Consider the following 26,339-nt stretch of genomic DNA (forward strand, 5'->3'; position numbering starts at 1 on the left):
ATGCGTCATCGTAATAGTGGTGTGAAATTAGGCCGTACAAGCAGCCATCGTAAAGCGATGTTTCAAAACATGGCAAATTCATTGTTTGAGCACGAGTTAATCAAAACAACTGTGCCTAAAGCGAAAGAATTGCGTCGTGTTGCTGAGCCTTTAATCACTCTAGCGAAAAACGATACTGTAGCAAACCGTCGCTTAGCGTTTGCTCGTACTCGTAATGCTGCAACTGTAGGTAAATTATTTACCGTACTCGGCCCTCGTTACAAAGAACGTAACGGCGGTTATCTACGTGTTCTTAAAGCGGGCTTCCGTGCTGGTGATGCAGCGCCGATGGCTTACGTAGAGCTAGTAGATCGCGAAGTAAACACTTCAGCAGAATAAGTTTCTTATTCAAAAAAAGATCGGTTTTTACCGGTCTTTTTTTATGTCTGTATATTTTGTCCTGTATTGACATGAAAACCCGATAAATGGTTTAAACTTGACATTGTGTATTGTCAAATTTGTGCTTTAATAAAGTTGAACTGTTTTCAAGGTTATAAAAACAACATGGAAAAGCACATTGATATCTTGATTGTGGGTGCAGGTATTTCTGGCATTGGAATTGCCGCACACCTTTCAAAAAGTTCTCCTCAACGTCAGTTTGAGATCATTGAGCGTCGTGAGAGTATTGGCGGTACATGGGATTTATTCCGTTATCCAGGTATTCGATCAGATTCTGACATGTCAACTTTTGGTTTTAACTTCAAGCCATGGCAAAGTGCCAATGTGCTGGCGTCTGGTCCTGCCATTAAAAACTATCTGGCAGAAGTGGTCGATGAATATAAACTGGCTGAAAAAATTCATTTCAAACACCGCGTATTGTCTGCAAATTACGATTCTTTACAAAAAAAATGGTTTGTTGAAATAGAAGATGCGACACAAAAAAAACAGACGTGGATTGCGAATTTTATTGTGGGTTGCACGGGCTATTACAACTACGATCAAGGTTTTGCACCTGATTTCCCAAATAAAGAAGCCTTCAAAGGTCAGTTGATTCATCCACAACACTGGCCAGAAAATCTAGATTATGCTGGAAAGAAAGTGGTGATTATTGGAAGTGGTGCGACTGCGATTACACTGGTGCCAGCCATGGTGAAGGGTGGGGCTGGACATGTCACGATGTTGCAACGCTCACCGACTTATATCGCTTCAGTTCCAGCCATCGATATGATTTATGATCGCATGCGCAAGATTTTGCCCGAAGATGTCGCCTATAAACTGACCCGTGCACGTAATATTGGCGTACAGCGCGGCATTTATGCCTTGTCGCAAAAGCAGCCTAAGCTGGTGCGTCGACTATTACTGAAGTCGATCGAAATGCAGTTGAAGGGCAAAGTGGACATGAAACACTTTACACCTTCATATAACCCTTGGGATCAACGTTTATGTGTCGTTCCTGATGGCGACTTATTTAAGATTCTGCGCTCTGGTCAAGCCAGTGTTGAAACCGATCAAATTCAACAGCTGACTGAAACTGGTATTTTGTTAAAATCTGGGCAACATCTAGACGCCGATATTATTGTGTCTGCCACTGGGCTTGAGATTCAGATTTTGGGGGGTATTAAAGGCTCAATCGATGGTCAGCCATTGAATACCTCTAAATGCATGTTGTATCAAGGCGTGATGGTGAGTGATGTGCCAAATATGGCCATGATTATTGGTTACATCAATGCATCTTGGACTTTAAAAGTCGACATTGCTGCCGATTATATTTGTCGCTTGCTCAATTATATGGATCAGCATCATTACGATGAAGTTATACCAAAGGGTGATCAGGCAGAGCTGCTTGATGATACTGTGATGGGAAGCCTAACTTCGGGGTATATTGCCCGTGCGGCCAATGTGATGCCAAAGCAAGGTAAACATGCGCCTTGGAAAGTCACCAATAATTATTTGGCCGATCGTAAAGCTTTAAAACAGGCGCGTTTTGATGATGGTGTCTTGCAATTTCATACGGCTACACCTGTGGCAGAGCGTAAGCCAAAACTGGTCTCGTAATAGAAGATGATCAAATTAAAAAAGGGGAGCACGTGTTTGCTCCCTTTTTTTATTAACTTAAATCAATAAACTTAAAGCGTTCGGGCAATTAGTTCTTTCATAATTTCATTTGTTCCCGCATAAATACGATTGGCCCGGTTATCGATGTAAGCGCGTGCAATTGGATACTCCATCATGTAGCCATAGCCACCATGCAATTGTAAGCAATCATCGACCACTTTGGAGAACAGATCTGAAATTTTGTATTTGGCTGCCGCAGCTGCATCAATGCCAAGTTGATCGTCAAGCTGTAATTGCATGCAACGATCGAGATAGGCACGTCCAAAATCAATTTCTGTGCGCAATTCGGCCAGTTTGAAGCGTGTATTTTGAAAGCTTGCAATGGCTTTACCAAAGGCTTTACGATCTTTGGTATATTGAACCGTGTGGGCAAATGCAGCCTCAGCACCGGCTTGGCAGATAATCGCCACTAGCATGCGCTCCCATGCCAGTTCTTTCATTAGCATGATAAAGCCCATACCTTCCATACCCAGCAGGTTTTCTTTGGGAACGCGGACGTTATCAAAAAATAGCTCACAGGTATCCTGACCTTTCATGCCAATCTTGTTTAACGGTTTGCCTTTACTAAATCCTGCACGGTTGGCTTCCACCATGATCAGCGATAAATTGGCAGAGCCTTTTTCGTTATGACCGGTTTTACACACCACAATGGCCATGTCACAAAGATAGCCGTTGGTAATAAAAATTTTAGAGCCATTGATTACATATTCATCGCCATCGAGTACTGCACTGGTGCGCACGGCTTGTAAGTCCGAGCCCGTACCCGGCTCAGTCATGGCAATGGCCGTCACAACTTCACCGCTCGCCATGCGTGGCAACCACTGTTGCTTTTGTGCTTCATTACCAAAATTATTGATGTAATTGGCCACAATGTCGGAGTGTAAAGAAAAGCCGGTACTTGAATCCATGGCGTAGGCTTGTTCTTCAATCAAGATCATGCTGTAGAGTCGATCCACTCCAGATCCACCATACTCTTCAGGCATAGTGGTACATAACAGGCCTAAAGCACCCGCTTTATTCCATAAATCCCGATCAACATGTTGCTGTGCTTCATATTTTTCGATATTGGGAACCACTTCTTTTTCATAAAACTTGCGCACGGTTTCGCGAAATGCATTGTGTTCTTCATTAAACAATGCGCGTGGTAGCATGGAGGGAATTGGACGAATGGCACCAGATTGCATGAGAAATCCTTTTTAAACTGTGTTAATTCTTTGTGCAGTAAATGCCAAATCGCTAGGTGGAGACAATGTGAAGAATGCTCAATCATGATCTGGAAATGATGAAATTGGTCAATCCATAAAAATCATTCCTCTATTGATAGATGCTTCGGGTAAACTATGAGGGCTTAATCAGAAAGGGGAAATATATGTCTGAAGATCTAACACTTGAAGAACGTAAAGTTATTTACCGTGCACGACGTGGCTTAAAAGAAATTGATGTGTACTTTGATCCGTATGTCAAACATCACTATCTGACAGCTGATCCGACAGAAAAAGCATTATTTGCCGAGCTGGTCGCCCAAGAAGATCCAGATTTACTCGACTGGTTTATGGAAGTGAGTGAACCACCTCAAGTTGAACTCAAGCATTTAATTGTAAAATTGAAACATTACGTGCATGGCTAAGCAGCCATATTTTGCGCTGAAACGAAGTAAGCTTGCCCTTTTGTTTCAGCTCATGATTTTCGGTTCAATCAGTGGATTGCTCTGGCAGATTTGTCCATTGTGGTTATGGTTGCTACTCAATATCCTTATGCTAATCAGCTTTACGATGTTTTTACGTCGACCCAGAGTAATGGCGGTAGGGCAACTTGATCAGCAGTTATGGTCTTGCCACGCTTCAGATTCAGCACAGCCTTATTCAATTGTGCTAGAGCGCGTGATTGATCATGAGTTGTATATGATCTTACGCACAGTTCCCTCTCGCGCCTCCATGGTGATCTGGCGAGATCAGGTGATACAGCAAGACTGGAAGCGTCTGAAACGTCTGGCAAAGTTAGGTTAATTGTTTAACAATCTTACGTAGCGACTTATAATTTTTTTGATATAAATCATATAAATAAGATAATTTAAAATAAAATTGTTCGGTCATCTTACATAAAAAACTTAAAAAGTGTGAATTGTTAGACAATATTCTTCAATCTTCTTAAACCGATTCGCTAAAGTAGCCTTACCAACGCTCAATGTGAAGGAGGTCGAAATGATCGATATTCCAGCATGGTTGTTTCCAGTCATTGCCTTTGTTCTGGCGGTGATCGTAGGACGCGTGGGAACCGTAATCAAGGATTATTTACAACACCGATAGTCTCATTCTGGATTTGTCCAGTTTATAAGTAGCATGTGCTGAACCGTCGCAATGCTACTTTTTTTTGCCCAAAATTTATATATTTTTTGTCAAAATGCCAATTCATTCTACTTTAGATATGTCAAAGTATAGAAATGCAGCATCGCCTTTGACGCTTTGAAACGGATCATCCATCTGCTAATGTACGGCAAAAGCAAAACAATAAAATTACCTCGAGGAATGAGATATGTCGAATCTGCTTAAACTGGGTCGAGGACTGACCGCAGTGGTTGTTGCAACATCTGTACTCTCTGGATGTTCATATTTTATCAAATCGGGTGCGAACGTCGCCTTGAAGTTCGGTGAAAAACATATCGTACCACCCATATTAAAGATGGATGATGTCGATATGGTTTGTAATGCTGGCAATAGCTTAACGCCCGTAGTGATGTCGACCAAAGACATGGGGGCAGATCCAACTCGCATGGCAGTGCTCCTTTATGCCGCTTCAGGCATGTGTGCAGAGCGTCAGGCATTAGAGCAAGAACTTCGCTATTTACGTGCATCCAAAGCAGGTCAGGTCTCTGAGGCTCAAGATGCCCGGATCGAACAAAAACGCTGGGCTGCCGTGGCAGCAGAAAGACAATATTCAGGATATCAACTGTTTGCAAAGCGCTGGGAGAGCAAGTACCACTATCATCTTGGCGAATCATGCCCAACCATGCGTAACGATCTAGATCAGACCATCTACTTATTAGGTTTGGTGAGTGGCTTGCAAGCCATTACCAATGACATCAACTCGGGTGGATCGGTAAATGTACCCAAAGATATCGCAGGTATTGTAGAGCGCAGCATGACTTGTTTGGACAATACCAAGTTTTGGGGCGCACCAAATGCAACCCGAGCCGTAATCTGGACGTTATTGCCAGGGGCGGGAGATGGCAAACCAGATCCTTATACCACACTCAAACAATCTGCACAGATCGGTGAGCAAAAAGGAGTGCGTTTATCGCATGCCCTGTATGCGGTTGCAGCACAGGCCAGCGGTGATGACAGCAAGATTCGAGATGCTTTAAAAACTTATGATGCCTCGCGTGCCGAAGATAAACCGGTGAATCCAGATTTCAAACTGATCGATGCGATGGCAGGTGTTATGGTCCAAAATATTTCGGATCGTTACTGGACCGAACATACAGGTATTCGTACCGATGACGGTGGTATGAGTACGTTCTGGGATGAGCAAAGTAAAGGATCATCTGACTTGGAAGATCTTTTTAATGCCGATGGTGCAGCTGCTGCCAGTCAACCTGCGGCAACGCCGAAAGCAGTGTCGTCGAAATAAGCCAATGCCTCTAATGATCTGTCGGCGATTTGACTGACGGCAGATCTCACAAGTATGCATGAGGGCGGTAAAGGAGGTCACATGAACAAACATCAATTTTGGATGTCCAGATTCATTTTTGTTGCGGTGTGTGCCTCGTTGTCTGCAAGCTTGCAGGTTTTTTCCGATGTCTTTATTTATTGGCGTGATAGTTTACCCAACGACTTCTGGCGATTCTGGACTGCGCATTGGGTACATGTCGGTTGGATTCATTTCATTTTAAATCTGCTGGCATTTGTGTGTTTACCCTTTATTTTTCCACATGTTAAGAATCGACAGTTGCTCATCTTGATTGTGACGATTTCACCCTGTATTAGCCTCGGATTTTATTATCTTATGCCCTATATCGAGGCCTATGCCGGTTTTTCGGGTGTACTGCATGGGCTCTATGTGGCCGTGGCATTGGTGTCGTTACGTTATCGCAAGGAGCGAAAATTTGCCGCATTGGTGTTGGCGCTGATTGTGCTCAAGGTGATCTGGGAAAATACATTTGGACAAACGGGTACGGCCCAATTGATTGGCAGTCCTGTTTTGATTGAATCACATTTGCTTGGAGCAATTGCTGGCGCTGCCGCAGGCGGACTTTATTTACTCTATACTCAATTTAAATTAGCAAAGAGTTGACACAAAACGCCTTTAAAAAAATCATTTGAGTCATTCTTATCTTGAACGGAATGTTGCAAATTTAAACAAATATAACGTACGGCGGATGGGCGGATACCTACTGCCAAGGAACGCATGTTTATCGGTAGATAAACCTGACAATCAAAATAAAGTGGAATAGATATGCAAGAAAATCAACAACAAAGGTCTGGCCTAGGTCTGCTGGGTTATATCTGGAATGAATGGATTTCGACATTTGCCATCCTTATTTTGCTGTTACTGACCTTGATTGTCGGGACAGGAGAAATGATTCATGGGCAGCTATTGCGTATGGGTGAGCGGCTCTATGGCGATCCGGCTACTGGAATGCAATATTCATTTTTACGTGCTGAACCACAAAAGCCGAGTTGCGATCGACATCCCAATATTGATGCGCAAGTTCAGGCGCAGATGAAAGCCAATAAAAATGATGAGTTTGCCGACTTCTTTGGTGCAGCATCTGAACAGGACGTTCGCGCATCACTTCTGGCGGCACAGCAGTTGTGTGAAGAAAAATATCAGTTTTATGACAAGGCAATCGCGCATTTGGACAAGCACCCAAGCTTACGGACTTATCGCGCACTTGAAACAGGATTTTTTGGGATATTTAAATTTGGCGTGGATAATCGTACGATTTTCCTTTTGATCATGGTGTTTTTTGCCGCGATTACAGCCAGTTTAAAAATTCATCATATTGGTTTGCGTAGCCCAAAATCAAAAATTGATTTTGTGGTGTACTCGATTGCAATGGTCATCGGGAATGCTTTGCTGACGCTATCGACTATCAGTCAGTATCATTCTTTAATCCAGTCCGGTGTGGCCATTACCCATGAAGCATTGGTGGTGTCGTGGCTATGGATTGGCTTATTTGGTATTTTGACATTGATCAGCGTATTTCAATTGTTTCGTATTCCTAAACAGGCGCAACCTGGAGGGAATATCGGCCTTGCCTTGCTCAGTGTACCGCTGTATGCCTATATGTCGATTTTGACGGGTCTGGCCTTTACCTTCTTTATGGATTACCCGATGGGGCAAGGGATTTACTTGGGAATTCTGGTCGAGTTTTCCGGGATTTTCCTCAATCTGGCGCTGTTTATCTGGGCGGGGATGCTACTGACCCAAACCCGAGTGATGGATCTGTTTCTGGATATTTTACGCCCGTGGAATCTGGCACCTGAAACCCTAACATGGCTAATTTTGCTGGCTGCTGCGATTCCAACCGCCTATACCGGAGCTTCTGGTATTTTCGTAATTGCAGCAGGGGCAATTATTTACAAAGAAGTCTGGAATTCGGGTGCACGCCGTCAATATGCGCTAGCTGTATCGGCAATGTCTGGCTCACTCGGGGTGGTGGTTCGACCATGTTTGCTGGTGGTTTTAATTGCCATGCTGGATAGCCGTCATGTCACCTCAGATGAATTATTCGATCATGGCTTTTATGTTTTCTGGTTGACTGCATTTATCTTTTTAGGCGTATCATTATTACTGGCCGATACAAAATTCCGCGTGAATTCGCCACGTGTAGCATTGCCGAATATGCTGCGTGCTTGTATTCCGGTTATTCCATATATTGTGATTACGATTGTGGTACTGGCATTTTATAAATATGCACTCGATACCGGCATGAACGAATTTACCGCACCAGTGATTCTACCATTGATCCTGATCGCGATTATTTTGTTTGATAAAACCCGTAAAGAGCCAAAATCTGTGCCTGTATTGGCTGAGCATGAATCTTTAATTAAGGAGCATGAAAAGAACTCGCCTTTTCTGCGTGAACATGGTGCGCAAAGCAGTCAGTATCGCCGTGGATTTGCCAGATCAATGCATTTCGCAACTGCTGAAACAGTAGGACACATTGGCGCCTTAATTATTCTGATGGCACTGTCTGCAAGTGTTGGTGGATTGATTGAACGTACCGAGATTGTCGAGTATTTACCGACTCACTTGGGCAGTATTACCATTTCATTGTTCTTTATTGCCATGTTGCTTGCGCTGATTGGTATGTGTACCGATCCATTTGGTGCAGTGATTTTGGTGGCAGCGACCATTGCACCTGTGGCCTACGAAAATGGGATTCATCCTATTCATTTCTGGATGATCGTTTTGGTGGCTTTCGAGCTGGGCTATGTGACGCCTCCAGTGGCACTGAATCACTTACTGACGCGGCTGTCGGTGGGAGATGAAGAAGTCTCGGCAGCCGATAAGGAAGCCAAAGAAAAATACACCAGTTTTTATTATCGTTATGAACGCTGGTTGCTTCCGATTATGGTGTTGTTCCCCGCCTTAATGATTGTAACCTTTGCGCCGTATCTATTTAAAATGTTTGGCTGGTATTCATAAGTCCAATAAAAAAGCACCTTCGGGTGCTTTTTTATTGATTTAAGACTTAGTTCGTGGCTTGAACTGAATCACGCCCACTTCATCTGGCGCAGCCGGTTGTTCCGGCTCCTCCACATGAGTAGGACGATTTTCGGTGTAATCGCATTCGATACACTCGATCCATTCATGCTCATCTGTGGTTAACATGACCACGCGGTCCATTGCGCCACATTTGGGGCATTTTGCACCTGCAATGAATCGACGTTTCATGATTTACTCACCTTGCTTGATCTGGATGGATAAGTTTAAGCCGTTTGAGGGTCGTTCGTCCAACCTTGGTGACGCAATAGCGCATCAATTTTGGGTTCACGGCCACGGAAATTTACGAATGCATCCAGTGCGGTGTCCTTGCCACCAACGGCCAATATGGCCTTACGGAACTCTGCACCAGTTTGTGTATTGAAAATTCCTTCTTGCTCAAAGCGGTCAAATGCGTCGCTGGCCAGCACTTCTGCCCATTTATAGGAATAATAACCCGCTGCATAACCGCCAGCAAAAATATGGCTAAAACTGTGCTGGAAACGATTGTAAGCAGCAGTTGGCAGAACGGCAAATTCACGGCGAATCTGATCCAGCTCGGCTTGAATCTGACTGCTGGTTAATGCAGGTGTCTTGCGGTGAATCGTTAAGTCAAAGAGCGCAAATTCGATTTGACGTAAGGTTTGCATGCCAGACTGGAAAAAGCGTGCGCTGAGCAAGGCATTGAGTAACGCTTCTGGTAACTGGGCTTTGGTTTCGATATGTTCACTGAGCAGATTAAGGCTTTGCTGATCCCATGTCCAAAACTCCATAAACTGGCTTGGCAGCTCGACGGCATCCCATGCCACCCCATGCGTGCCTGCAACTGAAATATTGTCGACTTCGGTCAGCATGTGGTGTAGGCCGTGACCAAACTCATGAAACAGCGTATTGACTTCATCATGTGTGAGCAGGGCAGGCTGTTTGCCAACTGGCGGCGTAAAATTACACACCATATAGCAGATTGGCTTTTGTAAGCCTTGTGCGCTTTGCATACGTGAGCGGAAACCACTCATCCATGCGCCACCACGTTTGCCGCTGCGCGCGTAGAGGTCGAAATAAAAACCTGCCAGCACTTGACCTTGGTCTTCAAGTTCGTAATAACGCACATCCGGATGCCAGACCGGCGCTTCACGTTCTACAATATCGACACCGTATAAACGCTGCACAATCTGAAACAGACCTTGAATGATTTTAGGTGCAGGGAAGTAAGGTTTGAGTGCTTCTTGCGACAAATTAAACTGCTGCTGTTTCAGTTTTTCCGAGTAATAGCCGCTGTCCCACGGTTGTAGCTGATCGAGTCCGTCTTGACGTGCAATTGCAGTCAGTTCCTCAACTTCTTTTAGCGCAGGTGTGCGTGCATGCGCCGCTAGATCAACCAGAAAATCATGTACAGTGTCTACATCAGGTGCCATTTTACTGGCCAATGAGTAAGCGGCAAAATTTTCAAAGCCCAAGAGCTGAGCCATTTCTTGGCGCAGTGCCAAAATCTCTTCCATTACCGCAGTATTATCGTACTCTGGATGATCGGCCTGATCCGAGGCGCGTGTCGTGTAAGCTTTATAGAGCGTTTCACGTAACTCACGATTTTCGGCATAGGTCATGATGGCCAGATAGGCCGGAAAATCTAGCGTCGCCACGGGCTGATTTAGTTCACGCTGTTGACCGTATTGTTTGAGCAATTCGATACTACTTTGCGGTAAACCTATAAGTTCCTCTTCAGACAGCGGTTTGAAATACGCTTGTGTGGCATCCAAAACATGATTGGAAAAGTCTGAAGACAATTGCGACAGGCGCGCCGAAATTTCTGCATAACGTGCTTTGTTGGCACCTTCTAATGCGACACCTGAAAGTTTAAAGTCTCGTAAGGCCAACCGAATCGCGCTTTGTTCGGCAGCACTTAAACTTGAAAATTGACTGCTGTCATGAAGCTGTTGATAGCTTTGATACAGCGCTGTGTGTTGACCCAACTGCGTATAATATTCACTCAAGCTCGGTAAAAGCGCCTGATAGACTTCACGCGTCTGAGCATTGTTCATCACGGCATTTAAGTGTGATAACACGCCCCAAGATTCGCTCATGGCATTTTCGAGCTGATCAAGCTGTTGTACCAGCGCATGTTGTGCGGCAAAGTCTGAAGGTGGCGTATCTAATTGATCGAGAAAGCGTTGACCTGCCTGAATATTTTTTTCGATATCTTGTTTGAGGGTGTCCAGTTGAATCTGGTCAAATTGAGGAACAGGTAAATGTGCTTTTTCTAATTGCATTGTCTTCGCCGTATCGAGTGAACTTACTTATAGATGTAAGGCTTCGAGCGCTGGAAATCAAGGATGCTTTATTTCTTTTTTGCTGGATTAAAATAATCTTTACCTTATTTTGACGGCCTAGCATGTCAATGAATGCTAGGCCATCGTTGCCATAGACCTAAAATTAATCTGCAATTAGATTAATCACTTTTAGGTTTGGCATTGGACTTTTTCTTTTTGACTTTAGACTTTTTCTTGTCCTTTTCCGCTTTCACTGCGGTTTTGGACGAGGTTTTTTTCTTGCCCGTCTTTTTGGTATAAGAGCTTGGCTTGCTTTTGTCTTTTTTCTCGGAGCGTTGCTGTTCACGTGGCTGTGTATCCGACGCACCATGAAACACCTGTTCAGTGGCTTGAGCTTTTGTAGTGCGCGGGGCACGGCTACGAATGATACGGCCGGCATGCGTGATTTGCTGCGTCAGTTCGAAATCGATTTTACGTTCATCAAGATTCACGCCTGCGACCTTGATTTTGACTTCGTCGCCCAAACCAAAGATTTGCCCACGATTTTGCCCCACAAGGCTCTGACTGGCTTGATCATAGATAAAGAAGTCATCGCCTAATTGGCTCACATGAATCATACCATCGACATATAAATCTTTTAAGGTAACAAACAGCCCAAACTCGGTAACCGCGCTAATATTACCAATAAACTCTTCACCCAAATGTTGCTGCATATAATGACATTTGAGCCATGTGGTTACACTACGTGATGCTTCATCTGCACGACGCTCGGTACGTGAGAAATGCTCACCAGCTTCATCGAGCGCGGCACCCGAAAGTGGAGATGGTTTATGCTGTAAATGTGCTTTGAGTGCACGATGTAACAATAAATCCGGATAACGACGAATCGGTGAGGTGAAATGCGTATAGGCCTCATAAGCCAAACCAAAGTGTCCCGCATTTTTTGCACCGTAGTACGCCTGCATCATAGAGCGCAGCAACACAGAATGAATACTTGGCGCATCAATTCGGTCTTTAGTGGCTTCAATCACGCGCTGGTAATCGGCCTGTGTTGGCTGGTCTGGAAACGGAAGGCCGAGTAATTTAACAAAATCTTTAACCTTTTGAATGCGAGAGAACTCAGGTGGCTCATGTACACGATAAAGCATCGGAATATCATTGGCCAAGGCGTATTCAGCGGCTGCGACGTTGGCAAGCAACATGCATTCTTCAATCAGTTTATGTGCATCGTTACGGGTACGTGGCAAAATTTCGTTAATACCACCTAGAGCATCAAAGGTCATGTAGGTTTCAACCGTTTCAAACTCCATCGCATGGCGTTTGGCACGCAAGTCTTTTAAAGTTTGATAGAGCTGAAACAGTGTATTTAGTGATTTTTGCACACTTTTGTCATTTGGAATCGCATCGGTTTGTCCCTCAAAATACCGCGCCACTTGGGTATAGGTGAGACGCGCTTTTGAATGCATGACGGATGGATAAAACTCATAGCTCATGACGCGTCCTGCACGCGATAGCTTGAGATCACAAACCATACACAGACGATCGACATGCGGATTGAGCGAACATAAACCGTTCGAGAGTGCCTCTGGCAGCATCGGCAATACAAAATGCGGAAAATAGACCGATGTACCGCGTTCTTGTGCCTCATCATCAAGCGGTTTTCCAACACGCACATAATGGCTTACATCGGCAATTGCAACCACGACACGGTAGCCGCCACCTGCGCGTTTTTCGGCATAAACGGCATCATCAAAGTCGCGTGCGTCTTCGCCGTCAATGGTAACCAGCGGCAGATCGCGTAAATCGATTCGACCTTCAATATCTTTTTTCGAGGGTTCTTTAAAACTCTCAGCTTCCTGAATCACTTCATCTGGAAACTCATACGGCAGACCAAATTCTAAAATCGTTTGCGGAATGATAATTTCAGTATCGGCTTTATCCGACATCGACTGCACAATATGCCCAGTTGCAAACTCTTCACGTGTTGGATAATCATCAATTGCAATACGTAGATGATCGCCAACATTGACCTTGGCGTGCTCGACCAATTCTTTTTCAAGCGGAATAGGCTGATGGGCATTTGGAGCACTTGGCTGTAAAAAATACTCGCCATCATGGACATTTAATTTACCAATCACCTGTTTCACACGGCGCTGCAATACTTCTGTGATAAAGCCCCATGCTTTGCCTTTACGATCGACAGAGCTTTGACGCACACTCACGCGATCACCATTGAAAACCAAACGGAGTTCACGTTCAGGCAAGAGTAAATCGGTTTGTCCGTCGATATGCGCCGAACCTAAACCTTTGGCATTGATATATACGGTGGCATCAAACGTAGGTTGCTCACCAATGAGCTGGAATCTGAAACCATCTTTTGCCAGCTGACCATCACGCACCATGGCAATCAGACGATGGCTCAAGGCATCAATACTTTTTTGATCAAAAATATCAAAATGCTCGACCAGCTCGGCATGAGACTGCGGCGTATTCAATTGTTCTAATGTGCTAAGAATAAGGGTTCGGCTAGGAATAGGATTATCGTAACGTTCAGCTTCCGCTTTTGCTTCAGGATCGATCCAGTTTTTCATAATTTCGTTTGACTTCATAACAGAAGATAAGTTTAGCATACGTCATCGCATTACATACTGCACGTAATGGATTGCAAGATTGTGTGATGCCTGTTTGGGCCGAATACATTCGTGCTTATCGCTATAGTAGCAAGCCCAGTGCATGAAAATACTCAAATTAATGTGGTTTTTGTTTAAAAAATAGATGATTGGATAAAAAACTAAGAAAAATTAGAGGTGATGACTTGCAGTCATGGGCTTTAGTTTGTATTATGGCGGCTCGTTACGGTGAGATGGGTGAGTGGCTTAAACCACATCCCTGCTAAGGATGCGTACGGGTAACTGTACCGAGGGTTCGAATCCCTCTCTCACCGCCACTTTACTTAATGCGCTCATAGCTCAGCTGGATAGAGCACTTGGCTACGAACTAAGGGGTCGGGAGTTCGAATCTCTCTGAGCGCACCAAGTAAAATATTGCAAAAGTAACGAACGCCGAAAGGCATACAAGTAATGCGCTCATAGCTCAGCTGGATAGAGCACTTGGCTACGAACTAAGGGGTCGGGAGTTCGAATCTCTCTGAGCGCACCAACTTGAAGAATTAACCGCTTAATTGCGGTTTTTTTGTGCCTGAAATTTGGCTATATGACGTGTTACTTATACGCCATAAAAAAACCGCCTACATCAAGCAGGCGGCTGGGTTGTTCAAGGTTTAAATGGGTTTAAACCACGCTTAAGTTTTGATCAAAGAGCTGATCGAGCAAATTGGTTACGCTGCCCAAGCCTTGACTTGTACTGGTGACTGAACCAAGCGATGAGGTCACACCGCCTAATAGATCTGTTAGGCCACCAAGGGAAGCACTTGAACCTGTCGCAGAAGTTGAAATGCTTTCGAGACTGTTTAAGAGTGTCTCGACCACATCGAGAGTACTGTCTGCGGCGACATCGACAATATCAACAAGTGCATGTGCAGTATCCGCTGTTACTTCGGCAGTACTGACTACCAAGGTTTCACCCACATCAATTAATCCATGGACAGCATCACTTACACTGCCCAGCACATCGGTTAATGTATCAAATGAGCCGACACTACCTGCACCCGCAAGACCGCCCAATAAATCCGTCACGGCTTCAAGTGGATTACCTGATGTACCGCCAGTGAGTCCACCTAAGAGATCGGTCACAGACTCAAGCGGATTGCTGTCGATTCCACCTGCGAGGCCAGATAAAATCCCTGTTGCACTCGTGCCACTATTGACCAGTGTCGCCGCAACCCCTGTTAATGCATCACTGACTGCTGTTGGATTCAGGTCGAGTGCACCAGAAACAGCATCCAAAACACCATTGACGGTCGCTTCAGAAGTTTCAAAAGTTAAAGTACCCAAATCCGCCAATGCTGAAATTTGGTCAGCAGCTTGAGGCAAAATATGAATACCAGAACTTTCTAAAGTATCGATCGTGGAGGTAATGATATCGGTTTTGAGTGATTCTAGCCCTTGAAGTGCATCGATTCCAGTTTGCAATGGTGCGGTTACACTACTTAATGCACCTGTTAAGGTACTTAATGGATCGCTGGATGTTCCACCCGTAATACCGCCCAATAAATCCGTGACAGCTTCTAGTGGATTACCTGATGCACCGCCAGTGAGTCCGCCCAATAAATCCGTGACAGCTTCTAGCGGGTTGCCTGATGCACCGCCAGTGAGTCCACCCAATAAATCCGTGACAGCTTCTAGTGGATTACCTGATGTACCGCCAGTGAGTCCGCCCAATAAATCGGTCACAGACTCAAGTGGATTACTATCGAGTCCACCTGCGAGGCCGGATAAAATCTCCGTGGCACTTGTGCCACTGTCGACCAATGTCGCCGCAACCCCTGTTAACGCATCACTGACTGCAGTTGGGTTGAGGTCGAGCACACCCGAAACGGCATCCAAAACACCATTGACTGTGCTTTCAGAGGTTTCAAAAGTCAGTTTACCCAAGCCAGCCAATGCTGAGATCTGCTCGGCAGCCTGAGGCAAAATATTGATACCAGAGCTGGCTAGGGTGTCAATCGTGGAGGTAATAATATCGGTTTTCAATGACTCCACGCCTTGAAGTGCATCGATTCCGGTTTGCAATGGTGCGGTCACGCTACTCAATGCACCTGTAAGAGTACCGAGAGGATTCCCTGAACTTCCACCTGCAAGGCCGCCTAATAAATTGGTGACAGTTTCGAATGGATTTCCTGATGTGCCACCAGTAACTGTACCCAATAAATCGCTGACCACGCTGGTTGGTGCTGTAGTTAAACTTGTTACCACGGAGCTAATGGTGGTTGGTAGTGTGGAAATACTGCTCGCAACCGCAGTTACTGTGGTCGATAAAGACAAAGAAAGATTCAGCGAACCTTCCGATGACGCACTTGATTGACTGGTAACAGCATTACCCAGGTCGTGAGTAATTTTTGAAATAGATGAAACGAGAGCTTTAAGAAACATGAGTGTGCATTCCTATTTGTGCAATTCTTATACATTTTTTGGTTAACTGTAAATTTAATCTTGTTTTGTGTCTTTATTGCGAATGATGTATCGGTCTATTTGTTAACCATGACTCAGTATTGGCTATGTATAAAAAACAGTCAACAAAATCTTAAAATTAAGAAAAAGCGGCACCTGAGCCAATTTTAAAAAAGAGTCTGAGAAAAATTTAACCGATGGATTAAAGTTCTTTTGAATAAAAATTGATAAATTTAAGTGATTTAATCCTATTTCTATAATGTAATTTTTCTTTTACGGCGGTGAAATATTTATTGTATTTTTGGCAGTAAGGTCAATTTTATTATCTTGAATGCTTTTACTTGATTAATTTTTTAGTACTAAGCTTATTCAAGTTCTCACTTTATTTTGTTAATGCATTGAAAATGAATATATTCTGCTTTTGTAAGAATTTATGACAAAGTTTATACAGCAGAGATTGAGTCAAGGGTATCAGCGTTTGAGCGATAACGGTACATAGGCTGAAAATGCTAAAGTTGCTATAAAAAAGCATTAATAAGTATCAAGATGAGCTTATTCGTTTAAGAACTGAACGGTTGACTCTATTTTGTGAAAAAACTACTTATCAAAAACTAAAAAACACGTATAATGCGCTCCATCAAGTACGCGCTCATAGCTCAGCTGGATAGAGCACTTGGCTACGAACTAAGGGGTCGGGAGTTCGAATCTCTCTGAGCGCACCACTTGAAGAATTAACCGCTTAATTGCGGTTTTTTTGTGCCTGAAATTTATGGGCAGACCTATTCGTTGAATTTCCTTTCCTGGTACATCCAGTTCTATCGTCTATAAGCTCGATACAAATATAAATTTACATGACAGCTAACCAATAATCGAATGTAAATCTTCAATCAAATACAGGTAATGTTAAAGAAAATGCGTGAACTGGTGTAGTATTTTGAACGTAATTCATCGCGTATGTTGAACCCACTATGTCAGAACTTAAACCTACCGTTTCTTTACGTTATCACTTGAATTTAGAAGAGTCGCAAGATGGTTTTACCCTTGCAACTTTCGGTAAAAAGCTTTTTACACGTTTTATTACCCCAGTGATTAGTATCGCAATTATTGCATGGGGGATTTATTTAGGCTTGGATGGCGTAGGGCGCTACTACGTTGGCTTGGGTGTATTTTTCCTGATTTTGCAAATCATTATGCGCTACTGGTTTTTGCCGATGATGTTTAAACGTCAATTTGTAAAATATCAATTTGGTAAAAGCGAACAGGGAATTGATTTATATCAAGACCGGATCGAGCTGTATGCCACAGGGCGTAAGCAGCAGTTTGCGTATAGTGATGTGGCCCATTTTGCAACTGGAAAACTGACCTATATGATTGAGCTGAAAAATCGAACTGTGGTGATTGTGCCAAAACGCGTTCTAGCAAATACCGCAGAAAAAAACACGTTTGAACATGCATTTAAACGATAAAACCTAAAGATTTTACCTGCCTAGAAGGAAGACAAAAATGACAGCACGGCCATCTAAAATTATTTGTGTTGGACGAAGCTACGCCGAACATGCAAAAGAATTGGGAAATGCGATTCCAGATCGTCCAGTTTTGTTTATTAAGCCACCGAGCAGTTTGATTGGTCTGTCGCAAGGTATTCAATGGAATACGGCAGAGGGCGAATGTCATTATGAATGTGAGCTAACTTTAAGGTTGGACCGTACTTTACGTCAGGAAACAGACCCAGCCAAAGCACTTGAGGCAATTGGTGCGGTAACCATCGGGCTCGACCTGACCCTACGTGAGTTGCAAACCGAGTTAAAAAACAAGGGACAGCCGTGGGAGCGCGCAAAAGCTTTTGATGGTGCTTGTGTACTTGCGGATTGGGTAGATGTCAGCGAGGTTCAAGATTGGGCACATGTCACGTACAGTTTCCATATCAACGATCAGCTTCGTCAATCGGGTGATACTGCGCTGTTGTTACGTAGTATTGGGGAATATCTATGTGATATGAGCCAGGCATTCACGCTTGAGGCAGGTGATGTGGTCATGACAGGAACCCCCGCAGGTGTAGGTGCATTAACACCAGGCGACCGTTTAAAAATGACCTTAAACGGCAAAACCCAAGCTTTTGTTTGGGAAACCTTTGTACACGCCAACTTTTAAAATCATGTGCTGCCTTGTTGTGTTCACAATACAGCAAGGCATTGCTTTAAATACGTTTAGATGTAATCGGTTGTGATGCTGTGAGTACAATCACAATTGCGATAAAAGCCAGCGCCAGCGTTAGATACACCACTGCATGCCAGCCGCCATATTGCCAAAACCAGCCGCCAGCAGAACCCACAATACTCGATCCTAAGTAGTAAAAAAGCAAATACAATGCGGTCGCATGGCCTTTGGCTGTCTTGGCTTCTAATCCTACATTACTGCTCGCAATGGAGTGTGCAATAAAATAACCTGTTGTGATTGCGGCAATCCCCAAAATAATCACAAATAATCCATGGGCAAGCGTCATCAGTGTACCGATTACAATGGCAGAAAAACCGACCAAAAGTGCAATTTTACGACCAAGTCGATCGACCATGGCGCCCGCCCACGACGACGATACCATGCCCAGACTATACGATAAAAAGATCAAGCTAATTTGAGTCTGACTTAAAAGGTACGGGGCCGCCGCAAGACGAAAAGACACATAGTTAAACAAGGTCACAAAAATACTGGTGATGAGAAAACCAATCCAGTAAATGCGAAGTAAGCGTGGATTTTGAAGATGATTTTTCCATGCTGAAAGATGAAAACGCAATTGCATGCCTTTACGTGCAATAAAGTTTTGTGAAGTGGGCAATAGCCATAAAAAACCGATTGCGCAACATAAACAGATCACCCCAAGTACGCCCAGAGCAGAGCGCCATGAAAATATTTCGGTCAGCAAACCCATTCCAACACGACCCATCATGCCGCCAAAGGCAGTACCCGCAATGTACAATCCCATGGTTTTACCCAAATCGGCCGGATGGATTTCTTCTGCAATACATGCCATCGCCACCGCAGGCACACCGCCGATCACAAAACCCTGCACGGCTCTGGCGACTAACAGCAAGTGCCAGTCGGGAACCCAGCCCGCAATCACATTCAGTATTGCGGCCAGAGCCATCGAGATAAACATCAAACCTTTACGACCCAAGGCTTGAGAAAATGCGCTGGAAAGCACAATGGAAAAGGCCAAAAACCCGGTGGTCAGAGATAAAGCCAGTGCACTGGTACCGGGGCTGATGTGAAAGGTATGCGTAAATTCAGGCAATAGGGGCTGAACGCAATAAATCATTGAAAAACTGGCAAAGCCTAACAAAAACAATGCAAAACCCGCTTTACGATAAGCAGTCGTACCACGCCTGATAAAATTTGAAGCAGATTCTTGATGAGATTGATCTGTAGAGGTCTGATTTGAGGCAATAGCCGTCCCGGACTCGTTAACAGTGGAACGAATCGACATAACATAACCTGAAATTGATTTTTTAAAAGAGAGGGGGTTTGTTGGCAGTGCTTGCCTAGCTGCCAACACAACAAAGATTAGCAATCTACTGTATATTTGTCTAATATATAAAAATAGGGAACGTCATAGCTTTTATATATGGAACTTCGACATATTCGCTACTTCATCGTGGTCGCAGAAGAAAAAAGTTTTACCAAAGCAGCGCTTCGACTCGGAATTAGTCAACCGCCGCTCAGTATGCAAATTAAAAATCTAGAAGATGAAATTGGAACCGAGTTATTTTATCGCTCTGCTCAAGGCGTAGAACTCACCCCTGCGGGCGAGGCATTTTTGCTGAGCGTGCAGCCGATTCAGCAGCGAGTGAATGATGCGATGCAGTTGGCACAGCAGGTGGCCAATGGTGAGTCAGGACAATTGCGGCTGGGTTTTACAGGCACGTCTATGCTCAATCTGCTTTTGCCCAAAAGTATTCGCTTGTTTCAACAACATTACCCCAAAATCAGGCTTAAACTGGAAGAAGCCAATTCACTGGTACTGATGGATCGCCTGCTCGAAGACCAATTAGATATTGCCTTGGTGCGCCCTCCAGAACATGTTCCCGCTGGGCTCAGTTTACAATTGCTGATGCATGAACCGATGCTGGCTGTATTACCCAGCGGACATCCGCTCGCTCATCAAACCTCGATTGAACTCAACGCACTCAAGCAAGATAATTTTATATTATCACCGCCGTCAATCAGTGCAGGCCTTTTCGATGCCATCACCAATGCCTGTCGTAGCCATGGTTTTGAACCCAAAATTGGTCAGAATGCACCGCAGATTGTCTCGATTGTGTCATTGGTTGCGGCCAATCTAGGCGTATCGTTGGTGCCCGATTCGACCAAACAATTGGGTATTACCGGCGTTAAGTATCTCGATATACAACCGCCAAAGCCAATGGTTAGTCTGGCATTGGCGTATCGTAAAAATACACATTCGCAGCCTGCCATCAACTTTGCCAGTTTAATTCAGTCTTTAAAAATGCAGCACAACCATAATCATCACGACCTCTAAAGACCGAATCACTTGCTTTCAAATAGAGTCGACAAGGGCATCGAAAGTTTTGCCGCCAGATAATCATCGGCATCAATCAGCGCAGGGCCAATTTTTTGCATCCATTCATCATCGGGATGAATGTTGCCGACATCCTGACGCAAGGGCAAAGCAAAAGGCAGTGCGGTAAAGAAGGTCCAGAAGTCGACTTGCGACAAATTACGCACCAATACGTATTCATCCTTATCGGTGCGTTTAATCAGATTTTGCTGTTCAAGCAAATGCACATAACTTGGCCAGCGACCAATTTCGCCGCGCCCTAAAATATCCAATGCTTCAAGATCAGTCACACTTTCGCCCTTTTTCTGTTTCTTATAAAACAGCTCAAGTACATCGAGCAGCATTAACACAGGATGGCGTGTTTGAATTTTTTCAGAATGAAATGCGGTCAGCGCATAGCTGACTTCTACTCCGAGCAACACAATATTCCAAGACAAGAAAATCCAGAGCAGAAAAATAGGAATGGCAGCAAAAGCACCGTAGACCAACTCGTAGCTGGTAAAATTGGACATCAGAAAGCTGAAGATATGTTTGAGTAACTCAAAAATAGTGGCACTAAAACATGCGGCAATAATAGCTGAATACATCGGTACCGTTCGATTTGGAATCGTCCAATACAGAATAAAAAAGCCCAAGATGGTCAAGCCGAAAGAAATGAGCCACAAGATAAAGGCACCATTGAGTTCATAGCCAGCAAAATTACTGCTCAGAATATTCATCGATGCAACGGTCGATGAAATCACGAAGGCGCTACCCAATATAATGGGTCCAAGTGAAATAATGGTCCAATAGCGCATAAAGCCAATCAAGCCCGTGCGGGTTTCCTGAACACGCCAGATCCGGTTAAACGCCGTTTCAATGGTACTGAGCATCATCACTGTGGTAATAAACAGAAATAACACCCCAATGACAGTCAAATTACTGGATTTTTCAGTGAATGAATTGAGTAATCGGTCAAATGCAATGGTACTTTTCGGCAAAAAATTACTGTAAATCAGCTGTTGCAGTTGCTGACGGGCAGGTTCGAGTGCCTTGATGGAAGAGATGATCACCAAAAAAACGGTCAGCATCGGAACCACCGCAAATAAGGTGGTATAGGTGAGAGAGCCCGCTTGTTCGCGACAACGGTCGGCTTCAAAACGTTTCAACACAAATAAAATGAATTGGAACCATTTTTTCTCATAAAAAGGTAGTTTTTTAAATAGATCTAGCATAAAAATGATGCCCCAATTTTATAATCATGATGTTTCTTCAGTTTCAGTGTTAAAGCTTAGCCAAAAAAGCGCACAAATATCGTATAGTTTTCTTTTTAACAAAGTTTTTAAAAATTATGCAACCTTATGTACTTGTCTTGTATTACAGCAAATATGGCTCGACACAACAAATGGCGCATTTGATTGCCAATGGTATTGAAGCACAGGGCATTGCCACTAAAATTAGAACCGTCCCGAATCTGACCACGACTGTGAGTGAGCTTGAACCTGCGGTGCCAGATACAGGAGATGTCTATTGCACACTCGATGATTTGGCCGGCTGTTCAGGACTGGCAGTGGGTTCACCTACACGCTTTGGGAATATGGCCAGTGAAATGAAATATTTTTGGGACCAGACCACCAGTTTGTGGCTCAATGGTGCCTTGCACGATAAACCTGCATGTGTATTTACTGCATCTGGTTCGATGCATGGCGGTCAGGAAAGTACCTTGCTGAGTATGCTCAATCCACTGTTCCACCATGGCATGATGATTTTAGGGCTTCCCAATTCACTTCCGGCGCTGTCTAACACCAAAACTGGCGGAACGCCATATGGTGCCAGCCATGTCAGTGGGCCACGTCACGATCAAGCGCTCAGCCAAGATGAAAAAACATTGTGTGAAGCGATGGGGAAACGTTTGGCAACGACGGTCAAAAAACTCACACAGCATTAACAGCCTTTACAACTTGATATTCTAAAAAAACTGCAGGCCCTGTGCTTAGGGCATTGCAGCATGGTGTATTTCGATGAATTATTTTATTTTGGCACTGTATATCTTTAGTATTCTGGTCATGATTGCCACGCCTGGTCCCGTCATGTTACTGGTAGCCAGTACAGGCCTGAAGCAAGGATATCTGGCAGCGTTAAAAACAATATTAGGCACCAATCTGGCCTCACTCATTTTAATCGGTGTTTCTATTTTGATGCTTAAGGGTCTATTTACCGTCAACGCAATTTTGTTTGAAGGTATTAAATTATTAGGATGTCTTTATATTGCCTACTTGGGTATTGAGATTTTAAAGTCTTACCGGCTTGAACCAGCACAAAACCTCACCACCTCGAACGTTCAGGGTGGATTCCAGCGCGGTTTTTTAACGGGAATATCCAACCCTAAGGATATTATTTTCTTTTCCTCATTTTTCCCGCAGTTTATTGGTTTACACCCTGATCTGAATATTAGCCTGAGTATATTGGTGGTGATCTGGATTGCGCTGGATTTTCTGACGTTATCGCTGGTGTATTTGGGCTTTAAGCGTCTATCAGATTCGATATGGAGTACTAAGATACTGGCGATTTGCGGTATGGTTCTATTATTGATTGCAGCGTATGGTCTATATAATTCCCTAACTTGGCTGATTTCATACCAAGCAGGGAACGGATATACGTTATAAAATGCGGTTAAAGCGCGTGCCGCACTTTTCGCAGCGATAATCTTGAAAAATATTTTTATCAATCACAACGCCGGCTTTTTTACCAAAACGATTGCCCAAAAAGCCGCCAGTAATTCCGACACTAATAGCACCAACAAACGTACCAATCGTACCGCCTACAATGACACCGAGTGGTCCTGCCACAGTACCGATTGCGGCGCCCACTGAAGCACCAGAGGCTGCACCGCCGACTGTACCTGCGGCTGCACCAGCCGAAGTTAATAATACGCCGCTGGCTTTTTGTATCATTTGCTGCTCATGATTGCGTTGCTCAATTTCGGTCGAGCCACATTTGGGGCAGACCACTGGGCTATCTTGTTCGTTTGAAGAAGTCTCGGTCATCTATTTTTAGATCCTGTTGGCCGTGCGTAAAAGCTAGGGCGGTAATTGCATTCTAACGAATTAAAATAATAAAAGTTTAGTAGGCTTGTAAATGGTCAAATCGAATGTTTCAGACATTAAAAAAGCGCCGAAGCGCTTTTTTTGACATTAAAACTCAGTTGTAAATGTCTTATTCTTTCACAAATGTCACAGTGCCGTTTTCGAGCGAGGCAACACGTGCCAAAGACTCAACACGATACCCTTTCTCAAGCAAAAGATCACGACCTGGCTGGAAGGATTTTTCAATCACAATACCCACACCAATAATTTCAGCACTGGCTTGATGGATCAAATCGATAAGACCCAAAGCAGCTTGACCATTGGCCAAAAAGTCATCAATCACCAGAACTTTATCAGTTGAACTGATGTGCTTGTTTGAAATGGCAATGGTGCTTTCAACTTGTTTGGTAAACGAAAATACCTTCGAGCGATAAAGATCATCTTTGAGTGTCAACGATTGATATTTACGCGCAAAAATGACAGGCACTGACAGTTCAAGACCCGCCATCACGGCTGGGGCAATCCCTGATGCTTCAATCGTAACAATCTTGGTGATCCCTGTATCTTTAAATCGCGCAGCAAACTCTTTACCAATCTGTTGCATAAGGACAGGATCGATTTGGTGATTTAAGAACGCATCAACTTTCAACACCTGATCAGATAGAACGATGCCTTCAGTTAAGATTTTCTGTTCTAGTGCGTACACAGGAGAATCCTCTAGGACGGATGCTTTTTCAAGCAAAAGCGTATTTTAAAAAGCATCTGAAAAAATGCAAGCCAAAATCGACAAAAAAGTTGATCACTTAGTCAAAAATGGCTTGTCTTTATAAAGAGAATATTCAACTGAACGACTAGTTGGTTTTACCGGTATAGCTCGTCAATAATAGCCCATAAGAGGTTTTACCATCGATATGGCTCACTTTTACAGGTAAGTAATCGAGCTTCGGTGCCAACCAGAAAATGGTACTTTTTTCCGCTTTATCATGCTGAATGACCACTTTAATGGTGTTATAGGTACCATAAGGTGTTTTGATCGATTCGGTACCCTGTTTGACAAAACGACGCGTATCAATGCCTTTAGCATCTGCAATCGGATAGGTCGATTTTAAGCCTGAGCCTTGCAAGTCTTCACGAATTTGCAATTCGGCATTGAGTTCATCGAGTACACCTTGTTGCCATGCAAATGAACGCTTTTTATCGTCTTTTTGCGTGTTGATCATTTTACTTGATGGATTAAAGTTAATGTTCATGGTGTTGCTATGCACCAGAATTTTACTGGTACGATTAAATTGCTGCGAGGTAATTTTACCGTTTGACCAGTTAAATTTACTGGTTTCGCTTGCAGATGCAATGGCGCCTGCTTTTGCAGAGAAATTGTAGGTCCAGTTGTTACCACTTTGCTGAGTCAAGCTTCGTGTTGCAGAACCGAGGTTTTTACCGTTGTAGGTAAATTGATAGTTGGCCTGAAATGGACTCATGGCGAGGGTATGTGTAGAGAACCCCGCAAACAACAGGGCACTAGAAAGTCCTGCTGCAAAAGTTAAGGTTTTCGTTACATGATTTGCCATACAGAGATCCTTATCGTTTTTAAAATAAACAAGATTGTACCTGAGAACAATCAATTAAAACCAATCATGATGATGCCACGAGATCATGAAGAAAATGCCAATATTCGATCACGTTCTGTAAAAGAAGCGGATGAAACGGTGTGCTAAGTTGGCGATTTAATCTTCTTTTTGTTTGATGGGCGTGATTTCAGTTTCGGCGATATCGAGTTCTTCATCAATTTCGTCATATTCATCTTCAGATTTGCTAAAGAGAGCCATCAAATTCACATTGCCCATGATGACCAGTTCTGCATCGCGTAATACTGCATGATTCACGTGTACTTTGGCTAATGTTTCAATAATTTTACGATTTTTACCTAACCAGCGGTTTAAATCCAGATACAGCAAATCATCACGTACTTTAACCACATCAAATTTTTCTAAAATTACACCCAGTGGGTCTTTTTTAAGGACTTTTTGATAGAAAAAGAGCGCTGATTTCACTGCAAATTTCTGAAAGATATTCTTGTAGGTGGCTGTGACGATTTGCGTGTCACTAATTTGTTCAAAAACAATCAATTGCAGCTCTTTGTTCAGCTCCATCTGAATGAGTTTTAAGTCGACTGAAAGTGTAGTATGTAAGCCCTTCACATTTAATGTGGCATACAGGCGTAACCAGTCGTTATATAAATCGGCATGCAGATCTTCAAGAATTTCAACATTGTCTGTCACATAGCGTTTAAACGTTGCATTGAGAAAAACCTGAGAGAGTGGAAATTCACGTTCTTCTTCAATGAAGTCTTCAGCTTTACGATAGACTCGCTGAAGCTGTTTAGCAATCGATGACAGAATTGTTGGCATAAAAGCGTTCCAAAATAAAGTTGAACACATTGAAATGATCAGAAATTACAAATCAGAAAATTCGCAAATCACACATTTCAGTTTCAGGAGAAGTCTAATTTTTTTAAATTGAGCGGGTGCGCAATTCCCTTTAAAGTTGATTACATTTGTGCACA

At 43.6% G+C, this 26,339-nt stretch carries 23 protein-coding genes and 4 tRNA genes; 16 read left to right on the forward strand and 11 right to left on the reverse strand.

Annotated features, from left to right (window positions below):
• A complete protein-coding gene (gene rplQ / locus KCV09_RS13995; RefSeq protein WP_004934563.1) occupies positions 1 to 378 on the forward strand; it encodes a 50S ribosomal protein L17 in 378 nt (125 codons plus the stop codon).
• Positions 379 to 543: 165 nt separating this feature from the next.
• Positions 544 to 2,034, forward strand: coding sequence for a flavin-containing monooxygenase (locus tag KCV09_RS14000; RefSeq protein WP_025095662.1), 1,491 nt, complete (start codon positions 544 to 546; stop codon positions 2,032 to 2,034).
• 71 nt (positions 2,035 to 2,105) lie between these two features.
• Here the strand turns inward: KCV09_RS14000 and KCV09_RS14005 are convergent, their stop codons facing one another.
• Entirely contained in the window at positions 2,106 to 3,278 is a 1,173-nt protein-coding gene (locus KCV09_RS14005) for an acyl-CoA dehydrogenase family protein (RefSeq protein ID WP_004934569.1), read from the reverse strand.
• Positions 3,279 to 3,463: 185 nt separating this feature from the next.
• On the opposite strand from KCV09_RS14005, the gene KCV09_RS14010 reads away from it, so the two are divergent.
• From KCV09_RS14010 to KCV09_RS14030, 5 genes are all read left to right on the forward strand, one after another.
• The gene (locus KCV09_RS14010; protein ID WP_004934571.1) at positions 3,464 to 3,721 is read left to right on the forward strand and encodes an FAD assembly factor SdhE; all 258 of its coding nucleotides are present in this window, start codon (positions 3,464 to 3,466) and stop codon (positions 3,719 to 3,721) included.
• Positions 3,714 to 4,100 carry a hypothetical protein gene (locus KCV09_RS14015; RefSeq protein ID WP_151815280.1) on the forward strand — a complete coding sequence of 129 codons (387 nt, stop codon included), beginning with the start codon at positions 3,714 to 3,716 and terminating at the stop codon, positions 4,098 to 4,100. Before KCV09_RS14010 ends, KCV09_RS14015 begins: the two co-directional genes overlap by 8 nt.
• Before the next feature lie 526 nt (positions 4,101 to 4,626).
• Positions 4,627 to 5,721 carry a hypothetical protein gene (locus tag KCV09_RS14020; protein ID WP_004934582.1) on the forward strand — a complete coding sequence of 365 codons (1,095 nt, stop codon included), beginning with the start codon at positions 4,627 to 4,629 and terminating at the stop codon, positions 5,719 to 5,721.
• A gap of 81 nt (positions 5,722 to 5,802) precedes the next feature.
• Entirely contained in the window at positions 5,803 to 6,384 is a 582-nt protein-coding gene (gene rrtA, locus KCV09_RS14025) for a rhombosortase (protein WP_004945203.1), read from the forward strand.
• A gap of 162 nt (positions 6,385 to 6,546) precedes the next feature.
• Positions 6,547 to 8,745, forward strand: a complete 2,199-nt coding sequence (locus KCV09_RS14030; RefSeq protein ID WP_004945206.1) for a TRAP transporter large permease subunit — start codon at positions 6,547 to 6,549, stop codon at positions 8,743 to 8,745.
• Between the two features lie 39 nt (positions 8,746 to 8,784).
• On the opposite strand, the gene KCV09_RS14035 is transcribed toward KCV09_RS14030, so the two are convergent.
• From KCV09_RS14035 to rnr, 3 genes are all read right to left on the reverse strand, one after another.
• The gene (locus KCV09_RS14035; protein WP_004934591.1) at positions 8,785 to 8,994 is read right to left on the reverse strand and encodes a YheV family putative zinc ribbon protein; all 210 of its coding nucleotides are present in this window, start codon (positions 8,992 to 8,994) and stop codon (positions 8,785 to 8,787) included.
• 35 nt (positions 8,995 to 9,029) lie between these two features.
• Positions 9,030 to 11,069, reverse strand: coding sequence for a M3 family metallopeptidase (locus tag KCV09_RS14040; RefSeq protein WP_076033068.1), 2,040 nt, complete (start codon positions 11,067 to 11,069; stop codon positions 9,030 to 9,032).
• Positions 11,070 to 11,248: 179 nt separating this feature from the next.
• On the reverse strand, positions 11,249 to 13,663 hold the full coding sequence (gene rnr / locus KCV09_RS14045; protein ID WP_212515779.1) for a ribonuclease R: 2,415 nt from the start codon (positions 13,661 to 13,663) through the stop codon (positions 11,249 to 11,251).
• A gap of 263 nt (positions 13,664 to 13,926) precedes the next feature.
• Between rnr and KCV09_RS14050 the strand changes: the two genes are divergently transcribed.
• The 3 genes from KCV09_RS14050 to KCV09_RS14060 all read left to right on the forward strand — a co-directional run bounded on the left by KCV09_RS14050 (position 13,927) and on the right by KCV09_RS14060 (position 14,228).
• Positions 13,927 to 14,016: transfer RNA gene (locus KCV09_RS14050), tRNA-Ser, on the forward strand.
• A gap of 11 nt (positions 14,017 to 14,027) precedes the next feature.
• Positions 14,028 to 14,104: transfer RNA gene (locus KCV09_RS14055), tRNA-Arg, on the forward strand.
• Positions 14,105 to 14,151: 47 nt separating this feature from the next.
• Positions 14,152 to 14,228, forward strand: a tRNA-Arg gene (locus KCV09_RS14060).
• Positions 14,229 to 14,359: 131 nt separating this feature from the next.
• On the opposite strand, the gene KCV09_RS14065 is transcribed toward KCV09_RS14060, so the two are convergent.
• A complete protein-coding gene (locus KCV09_RS14065; protein ID WP_212515292.1) occupies positions 14,360 to 16,120 on the reverse strand; it encodes a hypothetical protein in 1,761 nt (586 codons plus the stop codon).
• Positions 16,121 to 16,783: 663 nt separating this feature from the next.
• On the opposite strand from KCV09_RS14065, the gene KCV09_RS14070 reads away from it, so the two are divergent.
• The 3 genes from KCV09_RS14070 (at position 16,784) to KCV09_RS14080 (ending at position 18,289) form a co-directional block, all read left to right on the forward strand.
• Positions 16,784 to 16,860: transfer RNA gene (locus KCV09_RS14070), tRNA-Arg, on the forward strand.
• A gap of 246 nt (positions 16,861 to 17,106) precedes the next feature.
• Positions 17,107 to 17,604 (forward strand): YcxB family protein, encoded by a 498-nt coding sequence (locus KCV09_RS14075; RefSeq protein ID WP_004934603.1) that lies wholly within the window; start codon positions 17,107 to 17,109, stop codon positions 17,602 to 17,604.
• A gap of 37 nt (positions 17,605 to 17,641) precedes the next feature.
• A complete protein-coding gene (locus tag KCV09_RS14080) occupies positions 17,642 to 18,289 on the forward strand; it encodes a fumarylacetoacetate hydrolase family protein (RefSeq protein ID WP_004945219.1) in 648 nt (215 codons plus the stop codon).
• Between the two features lie 46 nt (positions 18,290 to 18,335).
• On the opposite strand, the gene KCV09_RS14085 is transcribed toward KCV09_RS14080, so the two are convergent.
• Positions 18,336 to 19,619 (reverse strand): MFS transporter, encoded by a 1,284-nt coding sequence (locus KCV09_RS14085; protein WP_212515293.1) that lies wholly within the window; start codon positions 19,617 to 19,619, stop codon positions 18,336 to 18,338.
• A gap of 138 nt (positions 19,620 to 19,757) precedes the next feature.
• Here KCV09_RS14085 and KCV09_RS14090 point away from each other — a divergent pair, with 138 nt between their 5' ends.
• Entirely contained in the window at positions 19,758 to 20,672 is a 915-nt protein-coding gene (locus KCV09_RS14090) for a LysR family transcriptional regulator (RefSeq protein WP_004934610.1), read from the forward strand.
• Positions 20,673 to 20,680: 8 nt separating this feature from the next.
• Here KCV09_RS14090 and KCV09_RS14095 read toward each other — a convergent pair whose 3' ends face one another.
• Entirely contained in the window at positions 20,681 to 21,925 is a 1,245-nt protein-coding gene (locus KCV09_RS14095; protein WP_004934611.1) for a YihY family inner membrane protein, read from the reverse strand.
• A gap of 116 nt (positions 21,926 to 22,041) precedes the next feature.
• Here KCV09_RS14095 and wrbA point away from each other — a divergent pair, with 116 nt between their 5' ends.
• The gene (wrbA, locus tag KCV09_RS14100) at positions 22,042 to 22,638 is read left to right on the forward strand and encodes an NAD(P)H:quinone oxidoreductase (protein WP_025095654.1); all 597 of its coding nucleotides are present in this window, start codon (positions 22,042 to 22,044) and stop codon (positions 22,636 to 22,638) included.
• A 73-nt stretch (positions 22,639 to 22,711) separates the two neighbouring features.
• Entirely contained in the window at positions 22,712 to 23,356 is a 645-nt protein-coding gene (locus KCV09_RS14105; protein WP_212515294.1) for a LysE family translocator, read from the forward strand.
• Here the strand turns inward: KCV09_RS14105 and KCV09_RS14110 are convergent.
• The 4 genes from KCV09_RS14110 to KCV09_RS14125 form a co-directional block, all read right to left on the reverse strand.
• Positions 23,351 to 23,737, reverse strand: coding sequence for a hypothetical protein (locus tag KCV09_RS14110; protein ID WP_004934624.1), 387 nt, complete (start codon positions 23,735 to 23,737; stop codon positions 23,351 to 23,353). The genes KCV09_RS14105 and KCV09_RS14110 overlap by 6 nt on opposite strands.
• A 169-nt stretch (positions 23,738 to 23,906) precedes the next feature.
• Positions 23,907 to 24,482 (reverse strand): xanthine phosphoribosyltransferase, encoded by a 576-nt coding sequence (locus tag KCV09_RS14115; protein ID WP_004934626.1) that lies wholly within the window; start codon positions 24,480 to 24,482, stop codon positions 23,907 to 23,909.
• Positions 24,483 to 24,627: 145 nt separating this feature from the next.
• On the reverse strand, positions 24,628 to 25,344 hold the full coding sequence (locus KCV09_RS14120; protein ID WP_004934628.1) for a DUF3108 domain-containing protein: 717 nt from the start codon (positions 25,342 to 25,344) through the stop codon (positions 24,628 to 24,630).
• A 156-nt stretch (positions 25,345 to 25,500) separates the two neighbouring features.
• Positions 25,501 to 26,184 carry a hypothetical protein gene (locus KCV09_RS14125; protein WP_004934635.1) on the reverse strand — a complete coding sequence of 228 codons (684 nt, stop codon included), beginning with the start codon at positions 26,182 to 26,184 and terminating at the stop codon, positions 25,501 to 25,503.
• Positions 26,185 to 26,339: the final 155 nt, after the last annotated feature.

It is taken from the genome of Acinetobacter soli (assembly GCF_018139125.1).
GTDB classification, from domain to species: domain Bacteria; phylum Pseudomonadota; class Gammaproteobacteria; order Pseudomonadales; family Moraxellaceae; genus Acinetobacter; species Acinetobacter soli.

What these genes read in the sequence shown, in the direction of transcription:
- rplQ (WP_004934563.1), top strand. Translation starts at nt 1, where the DNA reads ATGCGTCATCGTAATAGTGGTGTGAAATTAGGCCGTACAAGCAGCCAT.
- KCV09_RS14000 (WP_025095662.1), top strand. Translation starts at nt 544, where the DNA reads ATGGAAAAGCACATTGATATCTTGATTGTGGGTGCAGGTATTTCTGGC.
- KCV09_RS14005 (WP_004934569.1), bottom strand. Translation starts at nt 3,278, where the DNA reads ATGCAATCTGGTGCCATTCGTCCAATTCCCTCCATGCTACCACGCGCA.
- KCV09_RS14010 (WP_004934571.1), top strand. Translation starts at nt 3,464, where the DNA reads ATGTCTGAAGATCTAACACTTGAAGAACGTAAAGTTATTTACCGTGCA.
- KCV09_RS14015 (WP_151815280.1), top strand. Translation starts at nt 3,714, where the DNA reads ATGGCTAAGCAGCCATATTTTGCGCTGAAACGAAGTAAGCTTGCCCTT.
- KCV09_RS14020 (WP_004934582.1), top strand. Translation starts at nt 4,627, where the DNA reads ATGTCGAATCTGCTTAAACTGGGTCGAGGACTGACCGCAGTGGTTGTT.
- rrtA (WP_004945203.1), top strand. Translation starts at nt 5,803, where the DNA reads ATGAACAAACATCAATTTTGGATGTCCAGATTCATTTTTGTTGCGGTG.
- KCV09_RS14030 (WP_004945206.1), top strand. Translation starts at nt 6,547, where the DNA reads ATGCAAGAAAATCAACAACAAAGGTCTGGCCTAGGTCTGCTGGGTTAT.
- KCV09_RS14035 (WP_004934591.1), bottom strand. Translation starts at nt 8,994, where the DNA reads ATGAAACGTCGATTCATTGCAGGTGCAAAATGCCCCAAATGTGGCGCA.
- KCV09_RS14040 (WP_076033068.1), bottom strand. Translation starts at nt 11,069, where the DNA reads ATGCAATTAGAAAAAGCACATTTACCTGTTCCTCAATTTGACCAGATT.
- KCV09_RS14065 (WP_212515292.1), bottom strand. Translation starts at nt 16,120, where the DNA reads ATGTTTCTTAAAGCTCTCGTTTCATCTATTTCAAAAATTACTCACGAC.
- KCV09_RS14075 (WP_004934603.1), top strand. Translation starts at nt 17,107, where the DNA reads ATGTCAGAACTTAAACCTACCGTTTCTTTACGTTATCACTTGAATTTA.
- KCV09_RS14080 (WP_004945219.1), top strand. Translation starts at nt 17,642, where the DNA reads ATGACAGCACGGCCATCTAAAATTATTTGTGTTGGACGAAGCTACGCC.
- KCV09_RS14085 (WP_212515293.1), bottom strand. Translation starts at nt 19,619, where the DNA reads ATGTCGATTCGTTCCACTGTTAACGAGTCCGGGACGGCTATTGCCTCA.
- KCV09_RS14090 (WP_004934610.1), top strand. Translation starts at nt 19,758, where the DNA reads ATGGAACTTCGACATATTCGCTACTTCATCGTGGTCGCAGAAGAAAAA.
- KCV09_RS14095 (WP_004934611.1), bottom strand. Translation starts at nt 21,925, where the DNA reads ATGCTAGATCTATTTAAAAAACTACCTTTTTATGAGAAAAAATGGTTC.
- wrbA (WP_025095654.1), top strand. Translation starts at nt 22,042, where the DNA reads ATGCAACCTTATGTACTTGTCTTGTATTACAGCAAATATGGCTCGACA.
- KCV09_RS14105 (WP_212515294.1), top strand. Translation starts at nt 22,712, where the DNA reads ATGAATTATTTTATTTTGGCACTGTATATCTTTAGTATTCTGGTCATG.
- KCV09_RS14110 (WP_004934624.1), bottom strand. Translation starts at nt 23,737, where the DNA reads ATGACCGAGACTTCTTCAAACGAACAAGATAGCCCAGTGGTCTGCCCC.
- KCV09_RS14120 (WP_004934628.1), bottom strand. Translation starts at nt 25,344, where the DNA reads ATGGCAAATCATGTAACGAAAACCTTAACTTTTGCAGCAGGACTTTCT.
- KCV09_RS14125 (WP_004934635.1), bottom strand. Translation starts at nt 26,184, where the DNA reads ATGCCAACAATTCTGTCATCGATTGCTAAACAGCTTCAGCGAGTCTAT.